Annotated in this window: 14 protein-coding genes and 1 riboswitch; of the genes, 6 read left to right on the plus strand and 8 right to left on the minus strand. The window is 44.3% G+C overall.

Features of this window, described 5'->3' with window-relative positions; genetic code table 11:
* The first annotated feature begins 6 nt into the window (after nucleotides 1–6).
* The 3 genes from hisA to hisE are packed head-to-tail and all read left to right on the plus strand — an operon-like array spanning nucleotide 7 to nucleotide 1400.
* Nucleotides 7–738, plus strand: coding sequence for a 1-(5-phosphoribosyl)-5-[(5-phosphoribosylamino)methylideneamino]imidazole-4-carboxamide isomerase (gene hisA, locus GJQ69_RS05200; RefSeq protein WP_086035744.1), 732 nt, complete (start codon nucleotides 7–9; stop codon nucleotides 736–738).
* Entirely contained in the window at nucleotides 728–1081 is a 354-nt protein-coding gene (gene hisI, locus GJQ69_RS05205) for a phosphoribosyl-AMP cyclohydrolase (RefSeq protein ID WP_086035743.1), read from the plus strand. The genes hisA and hisI overlap by 11 nt, the downstream gene beginning before the upstream one ends.
* Nucleotides 1074–1400, plus strand: coding sequence for a phosphoribosyl-ATP diphosphatase (gene hisE / locus GJQ69_RS05210; RefSeq protein ID WP_086035742.1), 327 nt, complete (start codon nucleotides 1074–1076; stop codon nucleotides 1398–1400). The genes hisI and hisE overlap by 8 nt, the downstream gene beginning before the upstream one ends.
* A gap of 63 nt (nucleotides 1401–1463) precedes the next feature.
* On the opposite strand, the gene GJQ69_RS05215 is transcribed toward hisE, so the two are convergent.
* Both GJQ69_RS05215 and GJQ69_RS05220 read right to left on the minus strand, forming a co-directional pair.
* On the minus strand, nucleotides 1464–2930 hold the full coding sequence (locus GJQ69_RS05215; protein ID WP_086035741.1) for a J domain-containing protein: 1467 nt from the start codon (nucleotides 2928–2930) through the stop codon (nucleotides 1464–1466).
* A 9-nt stretch (nucleotides 2931–2939) separates the two neighbouring features.
* Nucleotides 2940–3902: an RluA family pseudouridine synthase gene (locus tag GJQ69_RS05220; protein WP_086035740.1), complete on the minus strand. Its 963-nt coding sequence runs from the start codon at nucleotides 3900–3902 to the stop codon at nucleotides 2940–2942.
* 175 nt (nucleotides 3903–4077) lie between these two features.
* On the opposite strand from GJQ69_RS05220, the gene GJQ69_RS05225 reads away from it, so the two are divergent.
* From GJQ69_RS05225 to uvrA, 3 genes are read left to right on the plus strand one after another with little or no spacing between them, the layout of a single operon-like run.
* Complete coding sequence (locus tag GJQ69_RS05225; protein ID WP_174193174.1) at nucleotides 4078–4842, plus strand: JAB domain-containing protein; 765 nt, start codon at nucleotides 4078–4080, stop codon at nucleotides 4840–4842.
* On the plus strand, nucleotides 4839–6806 hold the full coding sequence (uvrB, locus tag GJQ69_RS05230) for an excinuclease ABC subunit UvrB (RefSeq protein ID WP_086035738.1): 1968 nt from the start codon (nucleotides 4839–4841) through the stop codon (nucleotides 6804–6806). The genes GJQ69_RS05225 and uvrB overlap by 4 nt, the downstream gene beginning before the upstream one ends.
* Nucleotide 6807: 1 nt before the next feature.
* Complete coding sequence (gene uvrA, locus GJQ69_RS05235; RefSeq protein WP_086035737.1) at nucleotides 6808–9645, plus strand: excinuclease ABC subunit UvrA; 2838 nt, start codon at nucleotides 6808–6810, stop codon at nucleotides 9643–9645.
* Between the two features lie 24 nt (nucleotides 9646–9669).
* On the opposite strand, the gene sdaAA is transcribed toward uvrA, so the two are convergent.
* The 6 genes from sdaAA to GJQ69_RS05265 form a co-directional block, all read right to left on the minus strand.
* On the minus strand, nucleotides 9670–10551 hold the full coding sequence (gene sdaAA, locus GJQ69_RS05240) for an L-serine ammonia-lyase, iron-sulfur-dependent, subunit alpha (RefSeq protein WP_086035736.1): 882 nt from the start codon (nucleotides 10549–10551) through the stop codon (nucleotides 9670–9672).
* Between the two features lie 11 nt (nucleotides 10552–10562).
* Nucleotides 10563–11225, minus strand: a complete 663-nt coding sequence (sdaAB, locus tag GJQ69_RS05245; RefSeq protein ID WP_086035735.1) for an L-serine ammonia-lyase, iron-sulfur-dependent subunit beta — start codon at nucleotides 11223–11225, stop codon at nucleotides 10563–10565.
* A gap of 178 nt (nucleotides 11226–11403) precedes the next feature.
* Nucleotides 11404–11949, minus strand: coding sequence for an ECF transporter S component (locus GJQ69_RS05250; protein ID WP_086035734.1), 546 nt, complete (start codon nucleotides 11947–11949; stop codon nucleotides 11404–11406).
* A 229-nt stretch (nucleotides 11950–12178) separates the two neighbouring features.
* Nucleotides 12179–12868, minus strand: coding sequence for a radical SAM protein (locus GJQ69_RS05255; protein WP_086035733.1), 690 nt, complete (start codon nucleotides 12866–12868; stop codon nucleotides 12179–12181).
* Nucleotides 12855–13436, minus strand: a complete 582-nt coding sequence (locus GJQ69_RS05260) for an ECF transporter S component (RefSeq protein WP_086035732.1) — start codon at nucleotides 13434–13436, stop codon at nucleotides 12855–12857. Before GJQ69_RS05260 ends, GJQ69_RS05255 begins: the two co-directional genes overlap by 14 nt.
* A gap of 137 nt (nucleotides 13437–13573) precedes the next feature.
* Nucleotides 13574–13618: riboswitch (PreQ1 riboswitch) on the minus strand.
* 351 nt (nucleotides 13619–13969) lie between these two features.
* On the minus strand, nucleotides 13970–15499 hold the full coding sequence (locus GJQ69_RS05265; protein WP_174193176.1) for a YifB family Mg chelatase-like AAA ATPase: 1530 nt from the start codon (nucleotides 15497–15499) through the stop codon (nucleotides 13970–13972).
* Between the last annotated feature and the right edge of the window lie 150 nt (nucleotides 15500–15649).

Genomic DNA, 15649 nt, shown 5'->3' on the forward strand with positions numbered 1-15649 from the left:
GAAACCATGCTGATTTTTCCTGCAATCGATATCAAAGACGGCCGCTGCGTTCGTTTGCAGCGCGGAAACTATGCAACTGCACAACAGGTCGCAGAAAATGCTTTACAGACAGCGAAAGCTTTTGAAGCAAGCGGCGCAAAATGGCTGCACATGGTCGACTTAGATGGTGCAAAGGATGCACATCCGGTAAATGCGCCGCTCTTTTTTCAAGTCGTTAAAAATACAAATTTGAAAGTAGAAGTTGGCGGTGGAATTCGCCGAATGGAAACCATTGCGTATTATCTGAATGGTGGAGTCTCCCGCGTCATTCTGGGTTCGGCAGCACTGGAAAATCACGATTTTGCGAAGGAAGCCATTCGCACATACGTCGAAAAAGTGGCCATTGGAATCGACGCAAGAAATGGTATGGTTGCAACAGAAGGTTGGCTGAATACTTCTTCTGTTTCGTATTTGGACTTTGCCAAAGAAATGGAACAGCTCGGTGCGCAAACATTAATTTTTACAGACATTTCGCGCGATGGTATGCTTTCCGGCCCAAATATAGAAATGCTTGATACACTCAATCGGTCTGTTTCCTGTAATGTCATAGCAAGCGGTGGGGTTCGCAATCGGGAGGACATACAGGCCCTGCGAAAACTTGGACTATATGGCACTATCTGCGGAAAGTCACTGTACGCCGGCTCATTAACTCTGGAAGATGCATTGTATGCGGCGGGAGGGCAAGAAGATGAAACCTGATTTGCAAACCTTTGACTATGATAAATATTTTAAAAAAGGACCGTTGATTCCTGCGATTATACAGGAGTGCCAAACAGGGCAAGTCTTGATGCTTGCTTATATGAATCGGGAATCGCTGCAAAAGACACTGGAAACCGGATATACGTGGTTCTGGTCCCGCTCCCGAAAGGAATTGTGGAATAAAGGCGCTGCTTCCGGACATTTGCAGAAAGTTATTTCTATGTACGGCGACTGCGATGACGATACTCTCCTAATAACCGTTATACAAACCGGTGCGGCCTGTCACACAGGGCACCATAGTTGTTTCTTTCAGAAAATAATGGGGGTTATGAACGATGAATGATACATTTGAAAATTTATATCAGACCGTTGTCAGCCGAAAAAACGCAAAGCAGGAAGGTTCTTATACCTGCTACCTTTTTGATCAGGGACTGGATAAAATCCTGAAAAAAGTAGGGGAAGAGTGCAGTGAAACTATTATCGCCGCCAAAAACGGAATCAAACAGGATACTGTCGGGGAAATTTCTGACCTATTGTATCATCTGACAGTAATGATGGTTAACGAAAACATTACGCTGGACGATGTAAAGACAGAATTGGACAAGCGTACCCAAAAAGCGGGAAATTTAAAGCAATTTCATCAGGTGGACCATAACACCTAACCGAATAGTCCGACACATAAAGCAGAGGCTGCAAAGGGATATCCCTTTGCAGCCTCTGCTTTGTTATTTCATATACATTTGCGGCACAGAAAATTTACCAATCGGACTGGCGCCGTTGCTGTGTTTGGAAATCCATACACCGTCCTCTGCAAAGTTTGCGATATGAGGAGAATAGGGAAGTGTGTACTGCTTATCTGCTGTATAAACAATACGGTTTGCTGCTGGGTCATATAGCTGTAAAGCATACATACGTTCCGTAAATGAATTTTCAACCAGTGACTGCGTGAAAATATAATATCTGCCACTGCAGGAATAAAGCTTGTAGACAAATTCACCGTTTAGCTGCCAACTGCTTACAATCTGTCCGGTCTTCTGTTGGATAACAGCAGCAACACATTTATATTGGCCAGTAGAGTCTTCGGCAGAAAAAGCAAGAAGAAGTTTTCCATTTGGCAGCAAAGCTGCAGCTATATTATCTGATGAAATAGTATTGACAGTCTGCTTACCAGAAGCATTTTTTAATGGAATGGTGCCGAGATTGACATGGATAATATTTGACTTTTCAGATGATTCTGTCTTTGGCTCAATTACCAACGTTTTGCTGCTCCGTTGCAAATACAAACTTTTTATATCTGTATTTCCTTTTAAATCAATATAAAAGCAATCTCCAATACAACTTATCAGCTTATGCTCTGTTGCACGCACATCCACTTTTGCCGCCGCATGAGAATGCGGCAAAAAAGCAACCGAAGCTTGGTGGACTTTTCCATTTGGATCCTCCAAAAGTTGCTTTGGAATATAAACAGATTCACTGCTGCTCTTTATTTTGTACGTATATAAATCGCCAAAAGTATTATTTGTCTGTACAGGGGAATCTTCCAGTATAATATTCCGCACAACAGAAAAGTGATTCTCCTTCATGGCTGAAACATCGCTTAAAAGCATACCGGTATTAAAAAGTTGATTCTGCGGTACGGACAAACAAATTAGTAAAATGAAAAAACCAAAAACAAAACCATGCCGCAAACGGCGCATGCCATTTACTTTTCGCAGCAAAAAATAATAAAAATAAAAAATATATGCTGCAATATACGCAATCAGACGAACGACAGCCGCCACTAAGCGGCCACTGAACGTTTTTGCAAGCAGGGGATACTGACTGGAAGGAAAAATGTTGAGGGTAACAGCTTCACAAAAAAAATACAGCAGCCAAGATAATAGGACAATAGAAATAGCGCACAGTAAATCACGCAGCCCGAAACGCCGTAAGGCACTGCGTGCAGCTGCACTGCCATGCGGACCTGTGTAATATGCCCGTGTCTTTTTGGAAGTTTTCCAAAATCCACGCGGCTTTTTTTTGATATTGCCGTGCTTGAGCTCTGCTTTAATCATTCTGTAAGCTTCTGACAACTTTTGTTCACCAACTAAGTTATCATCTTCCAGTTCCTGAATTGCAGTTAGATAAGCTTTTTTCAGTTGCTTTTTACTACATCCAGGCTGCAGTCCCAATAATTCATAGTTTTTATCCATACTTGCTCCTTAGGGCCATTGCTGAAAAATCGGAAGGAACCAAATGTCTTTTACCTGGAATGATTCCCCATTTAAGTATGATAAAATACCGGCATCCGTGGTAAAACAGAACTTCAGGCGATAAGAATAAAGGGCCTGATACCGAAATCCACAGGCGTGGTTGACTGCGTTGGTTCCATACTTTCCATCCCCCAAAAGCGGATGTCCCATGCTCGCCATGTGGGCCCGTATTTGATGTGTGCGGCCTGTCAGCAAGTCCACTTCCACTAAAGAACAATTTTTCTTTTCTTGCAGGACCCGGTACTTTGTCCGAATCGTCCTTGATTCTGCAGTAGGGTGCGCTGAAATATATACACGGTTCTGTTCTTCATTTTTTGTAAGATAACCTTTCAGAATTGCTTCTTTTGGATGAAGATGACCATGTACCAGACACAAATATAATTTTTGCAGTTCACGGTCTTTTACTTTCTGGTTCAAAATGCGAAGTGATTCTGCGTTTTTGGCTGCCATAACAATGCCCCCTGTATTGCGGTCAATTCGATTGACCAATGCGGGAACAAAGCTATGTTCGTCATGTGGATTGTATTCTCCTTTATCGTACAAATAATGTTGTACACGGGCAATTAGAGAATCGAAATGGTAGTGTATATCCGGATGTACAATTAAACCGGGCTTTTTGTCCAGCAGCAAAAGGTTGCTGTCTTCATACAGAATATTTAGTTTCGTAGGGGCCTTTAAAAAATCAAAGGATTCCGGCTCCTGTTGCAGAAAGTCATCTTTTAAATAGAGAGAAAGGACATCTCCTTCCTGCAGGCGGGCAGAAAACTGGTTGCAGCGCTTCCCATTTATTTTGATATCCTTTTTACGGACCGCTTTATAAAGCATAGACTGCGGCAAATTTGGATATGTTTTGGTCAGGAACTTGTCCAGCCGCTGTCCAGCATCATTTTTTTGAATTGTTATGGTTTTCATAAATTGCCTCATCCACTGTTAAAATCAATTTTATTATATCATACTCTCTATGAAAGGGAAAGAGTGATACACATCGGTAAAAAGCAGAACATCCTTTCGAAAAAGCCTTTTCAAATTGCATCGTTTCGTGTATAATGGAACTCACGAAAGCAGTAAAAAGGAGCAGCTGAATATCATGGCGGGGAAAACAGAAAATTTACACAATGGCCACCGTCAGCGTCTGCGGGGACGCTACCGCAGGGAGGGGCTGGATGGGTTTGCCGACCATGAAGTATTGGAATTGCTGCTGTTTTATGCAATTCCCTATCAGGACACCAATCCGCTGGCGCATCGACTGCTAGAACGCTTTGGTTCACTGGCCGGTGTACTGGATGCGCCGGAAGAAGAGCTTTTAAAAGTAAAAGGAATTGGTGAAAATGCTGCTTTACTTCTTAAAATTTTGCCGGATATTTATCGGCGTTATCAAATCAGTCAGCAAAAAGATGTACAGCTAATTGCCGGAGAAAACGATGCAGCAGCCTATTTGCAGAGCCGCTTTATTGGGAAAAAGCAGGAATGCGTATTGCTTATGCTGCTGAATTCACGACATCAGGTTTTGTTTTGTGACGAAGTCAGTGAAGGAACCGCTACGACAGCAAACATTTATGTTCGTAGAATTGTGCAGAAAGCAGTTCGGTACGATGCTGTGTTTGCTTTTTTGGCACATAATCATCCTAGCGGGGAAATTTTGCCCTCTGTTCAGGATTTGGAAGCAACACAGCTGATTGCGCAAGCCTTAAAAAACGTAAACGTACAGTTGGTTGACCATTTCATTATTTCGCAGAAAGATTATCTTTCCTTAAAGCAAAGCGGTTATTTTCAATACATACTATCTACTGAAAAGTATGAGAATTGCCAGTATAAAGTTGCAGAAAGCACAAAGGAGGAAAAAAGGCCATGAATTTTCAGCTTGTTTCTCCGTATCAGGCAACTGGTGATCAGCCACAGGCAATCAATCAATTGGTAAATGGTTTGCAGGAAGGCGATAAAGAGCAGGTATTAAAAGGAGTGACTGGCTCCGGCAAAACATTTACCATGGCAAATGTTATTGCGCAGGTCAACCGTCCTACGCTAGTGCTGGCCCACAATAAAACACTGGCAGCGCAGCTGTGTTCAGAATTCCGCACTTTTTTTCCAAACAATGCAGTAGAGTATTTTGTTTCCTACTATGATTACTATCAGCCGGAAGCCTATATTGCGCAAACGGATACTTATATAGAAAAAGATTCCGCAATCAATGATGAAATCGATAAACTTCGTCATTCAGCAACTTCAGCGCTGTGTGAACGGCGGGATGTTATTATCGTCGCCAGTGTCAGCTGCATCTATTCTTTGGGTGATCCAATTGATTACCGCAGCATGGTCATTTCACTGCGTCCGGGTGTGCAGAAGGAGCGGGATGAACTGCTCAAAAAGCTGGTAGAACTACAATATGAACGAAATGACATAGAACTGACACGAAACAAATTTCGTGCACGTGGTGATGTTGTCGAGATATTCCCATCTTACTCCAATGACACAATCATTCGCGTAGAATTTTTTGGGGATGAAATAGACCGTATCAGTGAACTGAACGCTCTGACTGGGGAGAGGAAAGCGGATTTAAAACACGTTGCCATTTATCCAGCTTCCCATTACATTGTTCCACGTGAAAAGATGCAGCGCGCCATTTCCTCTATACAGGCCGAAATGGAGGACCGTGTCAAATTTTTTGAATCACATGGTAAATTGATTGAAGCGCAGCGGATACGCGAACGTACAACTTATGATATGGAGATGCTGCAGGAAATTGGTTTCTGCAAAGGTATTGAAAACTATTCACGTATTATGTCCGGCCGTCCCGCTGGCAGCGCTCCGTTTACCCTGCTGGACTATTTCCCAGACGACTTTTTAATGTTTGTAGATGAGTCTCATGTTACGCTGCCGCAGGTTGGCGGTATGTATGGCGGGGACCGGGCACGAAAAAAGAATCTGATTGATTTTGGCTTTCGGCTTCCCAGTGCCTATGATAACCGGCCGCTGAATTTTCAAGAGTTTTATCAGCATATCAATCAAGTCGTATTTGTCAGCGCAACACCAGGAAACTTTGAGTTGGAACACGCATCTCAAGTTGTTGAACAGGTCATTCGCCCCACTGGGCTGCTGGACCCGGAAATTGACGTAAAACCGACAGAGGGACAAATTGATGACTTGATTTCTGAAATTAACTTGCGTGCAGCAAAACATCAGAGAGTTCTGGTCACAACACTGACAAAGAAAATGGCAGAGGACTTGACTTCATATCTGGAAAACATAGGACTTCGTGTCCGGTATATGCACCACGATATAGATACCGTTGAGCGGCAGGAAATCATCCGTGACCTGCGGCTCGAAAAGTTCGACGTTTTGGTTGGCATCAACCTGCTGCGTGAAGGACTGGATATTCCAGAAGTTAGTTTGGTCGCCATTTTGGATGCCGATAAAGAGGGCTTCCTGCGCAGTGAACGCAGCCTTATCCAGACGATTGGCCGTGCCGCACGAAATGCGGAAGGGCACGTTATTATGTATGCCGATTCCGTAACACCTAGTATGGAGGCTGCTATTCGCGAAACGAACCGCCGCCGCACTTTGCAGAAAGCATATAATCAGGCACACGGCATTACACCGAAAACCATCACGAAAAAAGTGGCGGATGTGCTGGAAATTTCCACAGGTCGCGGCAAGCAGAAATCCAAAAAGAAAGTACAAAGGAATCTGTCCCCGATTGAAAGGGAAGAACAAATTTCCAGCCTGACAAAAGAAATGAAAGAAGCAGCAAAGATGCTGGAATTTGAGCGCGCTGCTTCCTTGCGTGACCGCATCAAAACCCTGCAGAGAGGAAAATGACATGCCGTCCAAAACAATTTTTATTAAGGGTGCTAGAGAGCACAATCTAAAAAATATCAATCTGAAAATTCCACGTGATAAACTAATTGTCTTTACGGGACTGTCTGGTTCAGGAAAAAGCAGCCTGGCTTTTGATACTATTTATGCAGAAGGTCAGCGGCGCTATATGGAATCTCTTTCTTCTTATGCACGTCAGTTCCTAGGACAAATGGAAAAACCGGATGTTGACTTTATAGACGGACTTTCTCCTGCTATTTCAATAGACCAAAAAACAACATCTAAAAATCCTCGTTCTACGGTTGGAACGGTAACAGAAATTTACGACTATTTGCGTCTTTTGTATGCCCGCGTCGGTACCCCACACTGTCCCATATGCGGCAGAGAAATTCAGCAGCAAACGATTGACCAAATTGTAGACCAAGTTCTAAAGCTGCCAGAACATACGAAAATTCAAGTGATGGCCCCAGTTGTGCGTGCCCGCAAGGGAACACATGCCAAACAGCTAGAGTCCGCACGAAAAAGCGGTTTTGTCCGTGCTCGTGTAGATGGTATTCTATACGACTTATCTGAAAAAATTGTGCTTGAAAAAAACAAAAAGCATACGATTGACATTATCGTAGACCGACTGATGGTAAAACCAGAAATACGTTCCCGTTTGGCGGATAGTTTAGAAACAGCAGCTTCGCTGGCCGGAGGTCTGGTTGTCATCAGCCCGAATGGACAAGACGATATTTTGTTTAGTCAAAACTACGCGTGTCCGGAACACGGTCTTGGAATTGACGAACTGACACCGCAGATGTTTTCTTTTAACAGCCCTTCCGGTGCCTGCCCAAAGTGTACTGGGCTTGGCGTTTTCATGAAAATTGACCCGGACCTGATTATTCCGGATAAATCGCTGAGCGTCCGAAAAGGTGGCCTTCGGGGCAGCGGCTGGGCAATGGAGGGAAACTCGATTGCTTCTATGTATTTGGAAGGTCTTGCTAAACACTATCATTTTTCCCTTGATACACCGATTGCTGATTTGTCACCAAAAATCGTAGATATTCTCCTGTTTGGAAACAAAGGAGAAAAAATAGAGGTGGAACGGGATACTAATTTTGGGCACAGCAAATACATGGCCACATTTGAGGGAATTATTCCAAATTTTGAGCGGCGTTTTCGGGATACAAGCAGTAACTGGATTAAAGAAGAAATCGAATCCTACATGAGTGCCATTCCCTGTGATGCCTGTCATGGAAACCGACTGAACCCCATGAGCCTAGCCGTAACCGTCGGCGGAAAGAATATTGCAGAGCTCTGCAGCTTGTCGGTCCTACAGGCACTGGACTTTCTGAATACGCTGCAACTGACCGGACGCAAAAAGCTAATCGCCGAACCGATTTTAAAAGAAGTACGTTCCCGTCTGACTTTTTTAAAAAGCGTAGGATTGGGATATTTGACATTATCCCGCTCGGCAGGCACACTTTCTGGAGGCGAAAGCCAGCGTATCCGTTTGGCTACACAGATTGGCTCGTCCCTGATGGGCGTTGTATACATTCTTGATGAGCCAAGCATTGGCCTGCATCAGCGTGACAATGCTAAATTGCTTGCGACTTTAAAGCATCTGCGTGACCTTGGAAATACCGTCATTGTCGTTGAACATGATGAAGAAACAATGCGCGCCGCTGACCATCTGGTGGATATTGGACCTGGTGCGGGCATTCACGGAGGAGAAGTCGTCTACAACGGACCTCCGGCAGACATCGTAAACTGTGAAGCTTCCATTACAGGACAATACTTGAGTGGAAAACGAAAAATTGAGGTCCCTTCCATACGTCGGCCAGGCAACGGCAAAAAGCTGTCCATTATTGGTGCTGCACAAAACAACTTAAAGCATATCAATGTAGACATTCCTCTCGGAAAATTCGTTTGTATCACTGGCGTTTCCGGTTCCGGAAAATCTTCACTTATCAATGAAATTCTATACAAATATCTTGCTGCCCAGCTGAACGGTGCAAAACTGCACCCTGGAAAGTTCAAAGAAATCCGTGGCTTGTCTGCACTGGATAAAGTGATTGAAATCAATCAAAGTCCTATCGGCCGTACGCCGCGGTCTAATCCTGCCACTTATACCGGTATGTTTACAGATATCCGTAACCTGTATGCCAGTACGCAGGACGCCAAGCTGCGTGGATATACACCCGGCAGATTTTCCTTTAATATAAAAGGCGGCCGCTGTGAAGCTTGTGAGGGCGGCGGAATCATTAAAATAGAAATGCATTTTCTTCCGGATGTTTATGTACCCTGTGATGTCTGCCATGGAAAGCGCTATAATCGAGAAACACTGGAAATCAAGTACAAAGGGAAGTCCATTTACGATGTACTGGAAATGACAGTTGAAGAGGGACTTACGTTCTTTCAGGCTATTCCGCGTATTGCTCGGCGCCTGCAAACATTGGAAGAAGTAGGATTGGGATACATTAAAATCGGCCAGCCTGCCACAACGCTTTCTGGTGGAGAGGCGCAGCGAGTCAAGCTGGCCGCAGAACTAAGCAAACGGCCTACAGGCCGAACTATCTATATTCTGGATGAACCGACAACGGGGCTCCATATGGCTGATGTACATCGCCTGATTAACGTCCTGCAAAAGTTAGTGGACAACGGCAATACTGTCGTTGTTATTGAGCATAATTTGGACTTAATCAAAACAGCCGACTGGATTATTGATCTTGGCCCTGAGGGTGGAGATGCCGGAGGAAACATTGTAGCACAGGGCACACCAGAGCAAGTGGCAGCTGTGCCAGAATCTTATACCGGACAATATTTGCGCAAAATGCTGCCTGCTTTTCAGGGAAAGTAACGAATTTCCGTAAACGTTATAATGTTATAATATTGTTTTATCTGTAAGCCTTTCTGCAATCTTTTGCCCCGTGGGTGTGGCGGCAAGACCGCCTTTTCCTGTTTCCCGCAAAGAAGTTGGCATCTGGTCACCTATACTTCCCATAGCGTCAATCACTTCATCTGCCGGTATATGACAAATGACACCGGACAATGCCATATTGGCAGCTCCCACTGCATTCAATGCTCCAGTTACGTTTCGCTGTACACACGGAACTTCCACCAATCCAGCTACCGGGTCACAGACCAGCCCCAAAAGATTGCTCAAGGCCATTGCACAGGCATGTGCGCACTGTTCGGCGCTGCCGCCTTTTAACCAAACCAGCGCAGCAGCAGCCATAGCAGACGCTGTACCAATTTCCGCCTGACACCCGCCGAATGCACCGGCAATCGAAGCCCTTTGTGCGATAACTTCTCCAAAACCTGCCGCAATATACAGTGCCTGTATCATAACTGTATCTGGCAGGTTTTCTTTCTTTGCAAGTGGTATAAGAACAGCAGGCAGCACTCCACAAGAACCAGCCGTTGGAGCAGCGACAATACGTTTCATGCAGGCATTACACTCACTAATCTGCAGTGCCAGCGCAATCATTTCATTGAGGAATGCGTCACCAATCAGTTTGCCTTTTTTAGCAGCATCGCTGACACGGGCACTGTCCCCGCCAACTAATCCGCTGTGAGAACGTTCTTCCGAACGATAGGAGCAGGTAGTGGTCTGCATGGTTTTCCATAACGTCAACATTTTCTGCATGGAAGCTTCTTCACTTCCGTTTTGTGACGCCGTGTCTTCCTGAAGAATAACTTTCCAAAGCGGCAAATTTTTCTCCTGTGCATCTTTCAGCATCTTTTTAATGGAATCATAAGCCATATTGCTGCTCCTCACTGTTTTACATTGATATAAGAAACTTTAATAATGCCGTCCAGCTTCATTAGCCAGTCCACTAAGTCTTCCGGTATAGGCTGGTCGCACTCAATGACCATAACAGCATACCCGCCCTGCACATTGCGGTAAAGCTGCATGGTTGCAATATTCACATTGCGTTGAGCGAGAATAGTGGTCACTTGTGCAACATGACCAGGCTGGTCCAGGTTGTGCACAATCAGCGTATTATATTCACCGGAAAAGTTCGTATCAATTCCATCAATCTTACGAACTTGAATCCTGCCACCTCCAAGAGAGGCCGCTTCAATTTCCAGTTTGCGCTTTTTTCCATCTTCCAAAGTAAGCACAGCCGTGTTTGGGTGCGCACCGCGCAAATGAATCGTATCGAAAGAAAAATCCAGACCCTGCTGTTTTGCGGCCGCAAAGCTGTCTGGAATCCGCTTGTCATCAGGCTGCATTCCCAAAAGTCCGGCAACAATCGCTTTATCTGTTCCATGTCCAACCCCTGTGCTGGCAAAGGAGCCATGCAGCAATATTTTTGCTTTTTTCGGCGTATCTCCCAACAGTTGACGTGCAACCAGACCGATTTTTACGGCACCTGCGGTATGAGAACTGGAGGGACCTATCATCACAGGACCTAATATATCAAATACATTCATGCTGTGCCTTTCTGTAAAATAGAAATTTTCTGTTCTTTATCTTTCGTGTACAGGAAACATCGTAAAACCTGCTTCCCAAAAAAGCGCCTTAAAAACGAGAATGCAGATAATGCCGCCCGCATTCCCATAATTATCTCTGCCATACAAAAGAGCTACGCTGATTCCACTTTAATAACATTTATGCCGTATGCGTATGAATCGCTTTTTTCAGAAGCGGAAGTGTCAAAGCTGCTACAATGCCTCCAATAACCGCTGTAAGAAGCTGCGGATAGGAAAACATCATAGAAATCACATTTGCCTTTGTGCCCTTCAGTTTTAGGATATACGGAACCGCCAGCTTCACAATGCCAAAATATAATACAAGAAATTTTCCTACAGCAGAAAGGACAACAGCGGCGGCCCCTCGAAAAAACTTTCGAGAGGATTCGTTTTTTGCAATCAAGCTCCACAGCAAAACAAGTACGAGGTTGCCCGCCATAATAAAAGGCACTAACGCCCACAAAGGACCAATGCCGAAAAGCTTTGCCACAATAGGGGACACCACTGCTACTATACAGCCAGAACGAACTCCACAGAGCATAACGGAAACTACCAGTAAATAATTTACGATAGAACCCGTTAAGATGGTACTGCCAAGAGGTGCCGTTGCTGCCTGCAGGCCAACCAGCAATGCAATACAAACTGCTGTCTGTGTAATCCACAAAGTTTCTTTTTTCTGTGTCATTATTTTCTCCAATCCTCATTCTGCTTACGTGTTACGTGAAACGTTTTTTATTAGTTCCATTATAGCAAAACGAAACAGGAAAGTAAAAAATTAAACTTATTTTTATATTGTAACAACAGCAGGAAAATTATCATGGCAAAAAATAAAAGCCGCAAATAGGCGCTTCACCCTCATAGGGAAGAAGATGCTTTTTTGCAGCTAATTGTATAAATTCTGCTGTATGGTATTTCTAATCTCCAACTCCAAAGTCGGTGTTCTCATACAAGACTTCAACAGATGGGTCCTCATCCAGACAGGCATATTTTTTGCGGAACCATGATACTAATTGTTCATCACGTTTTACATCTGTACTATTGTTGGTATAGACATTGATGGTACCAAGTTGAAAGTATTTCTTCAGCATCTTGATATCATAATCAATCATTTCCCGTGTCTGCCCTTTGATGCCTACCATTAGGCATGGGGAATCAAAATATTGTGCAACTTCTTCGGCACTGCTGAAATCAGCATTTTTGTTTAGATATTGTTCTCGAAAATCGTTGTTAAATGTTTCCACACCGATTTTGAACGTAATAGGCACACCCATATAATCCCGCATTTTTTGAAGCATATTTCTGTACATCCAATGTGCTTCAAAAAACAATCGACGAATATGTTTTTTCTGAACAATACTGCGTATCTCGGCCAGTGTTTCTCTCGGAAGCTCAAAGCAGCTGCCGGAATTGATTACTTCTAAAACACCAAATTTCCCTGTCACATGGGATAGGACTTCATGGTTGAGTTTTAGCATTTCCATTTTATTTTTAGAATTATCCAGTATGTAATCACAAAAGCGACATTTTCCCCATGCACAGGGATGCGCTTTCAGCAAGACAATTTCACGCATATTCTTATTTGTAATCTGATTATATCGTTCCATTACTGATATTGCTTCTCCTTACTGCATCTTTAATCTGAACCGGTAAAACTTTCAGAACTGCGCAGGCAGCAACAATGCTTACAGCACAGTTGGCATAATCTGTCAGTGCTTGCACCAAGCAAATACTCAGTGTCAAATTCATGCCGACACATTTATTCAAAAGCTGTACAAGCAATGCAGAACCAGAAGACGTAATGCCGTGAAAGACACAAGCAGTAATAACAGAACCTACTACTGTTGCCGGAATAGAAACACAGGCTGCCTTCAGTATAATATCCCAACCATGAGGCCTGCATTTCTTGAAAATCATGCCCGAAAAGAAACCTGTGGCAAATTGTACCGGTATGTAATAAAGCGAATAAATGTCTGTTGTGATTCCACAAGTAAAGCTGCCCAACACGCCGGAGACAATCCCACAAGCAGGTCCGAATAAGGCAGCACACATGACGGTGCCGATACTGTCAAGGTAAATAGGAAGCCGCGTAACCAGAGCAATGTTGGCGCCAATCACGTTGACTACAGCCATTAACACAATGACACAGATTTTGAAGGGACCCAACTTTCTCATCTGCTACCCTCCGAAAGGAAAATCCTTTGACGGACATAAGGACTTGCATGTCGGGGAACAAAACGGCAGACTGCGGCTACTTTTTTTGCATTCATTCTCCAATCTCCTTTTATTATATTTTTGCTTAAAAAGCAAAGAGATACTTGGTTTTTTATCCTGGGAAGTTTGCGAACCAGTCCGATAGAATTTTCCTATCGATTAAATAAATGCACAATTAAATTGTAGCAAATTGCAGCATAATATACAAGGAAAACTAAAATTTATATATTGGAATCCATCTATATCCAACCGCCAGTATTACGGAAGTCTATGAATATGAAGCTGTAAAGAATCCAGAAAAGATTGTAGCCGGCCTAAAAGCGCTGAATGTTTGACCGGTCTGTGGCTATTCACAAAGTTTCTTTGAACTTCGCCACGAAAATTACCAATTATTAAAAAGCAGCTGTTTTAAAATGACTGACAGTAAGCGTAAAAATACCGTCCAGATATGACAACGGCCTCCCTCTTACAGGAGGTCGTTTTTTCATATTCTATTACCGCCGCTCCCAGTACTTGCGGTCAAGGCTGCGGTATTGTACCGACTCGGCGGCGTGCTCCGCTTCAATATCTTTAGAGCCTGCAAGGTCAGCTATTGTGCGTGCTACCTTCAGCACACGGTCATAGGCTCTGGCCGACAAGCCTAGCTTCTCAAACGCTGCCTTCAGCAGCGCTTTACCAGCAGGGGAAAGGCGGCAGGCATCATTTAGAATGTCCGGTGTGATGCGTGCGTTGCAGGTGATGTTTGTGCCCTTAAAGCGCTCGTTCTGCACCGCACGCGCCGCGTTTACGCGCTTTCTTATCTCGGCGCTGGGTTCTGCCTTCTGTTCACCTGACAGCGATTCAAAATCAACTGGCGGCACTTCTATGTGCAGGTCAAGCCGGTCTAGCAGGGGGCCGCTTACACGATTGAGGTAGCGATTTACCTGGTCTGGCTTGCAGGTACACTTGCGTGTGGGATGTCCGAAATAACCACAGGGGCAGGGGTTCATCGCAGCCACGAGCATAACGGAACAGGGGTACGTCACCGTGCCGCTGACACGCGAAATTGTCACCACGCCATCCTCAATCGGCTGCCGCAAAACTTCCATCGTGCTCCTTGCAAATTCCGGTAATTCATCTAAAAACAGCACACCGTTATGTGCAAGGGAAAGTTCTCCTGGCCGCGGAATAGAACCACCTCCAGATAATCCAGAGGGTGAAATTGTATGATGAGGCGCCCGAAAAGGACGAGAACTAATTAGAGATGTCTCATGCGGCAGAGCACCTGCTATGGAATGGATTTTCGTCGTTTCCATTCTTTCCGATAAAGTCATATCCGGCAAAATGGACGGCAGGCGCTTTGCCAGCATACTTTTGCCAGAACCAGGCGGACCAATTAGCAAAACATTATGTCCACCTGCAGCAGCAATCTCAAGTCCGCGTTTAGACTGTACCTGACCACGCACATCAGCAAAATCCAAAGTGTGGTCAAAAGCGTCCAACTGAACCGGAGCAGGCTTTGCTGGCATAATTTCCTTGCGTCCGGCCAAAAAGCTGATCAGTTCCATAACATTATGTATCGGAAACGCCGAGATTCCCGCTACAGCCGCCGCTTCTGCTGCATTTTCTGCCGGAAGAAAAATACGCTGAAAACCGCTTTCCTGCGCCCCGATGGTCATGGGCAAGACGCCCCTGACAGGACGCAAAGTTCCGCCAAGAGAAAGCTCTCCTAAAAAAGCGCAGCCCTCCAAATTTGCCGACATCTGTCCAGAAGCACACAGTAGGCTGATAAACAGGGGAAGGTCATAAATTGGCCCTTCCTTGCGCTTATCAGCAGGGGCTAAATTGACTGTAATTTTTCCTTCTGGGAAAGTATATCCACAATTTTTCACTGCTGACCGCACACGGTCTCTAGATTCTTTTACAGCAGCGTCCGGCAGTCCAACAATATCAAAAGAGGGAAGTGCCCGGGAAATATCCGATTCTACTAAAACCGGAAAAGCGTCCATTCCATACAATCCCATACTATATACCTGCGAAACCATAACATACCTCCCTGTGGTTTTACGGTTTTTATCTGCTATTGCAATCTTTCACTATCATTTTATTAGTTATTATACGACATTTTTTGTAAAAATGTTATTTTTTTATATGTTCGCTTTTTCTTAGGATTCCTGTATTGCTTCGTTCCCTTG

It is taken from the genome of Caproicibacterium lactatifermentans (genome assembly GCF_013315815.1).
GTDB lineage: Bacteria > Bacillota > Clostridia > Oscillospirales > Acutalibacteraceae > Caproicibacterium > Caproicibacterium lactatifermentans.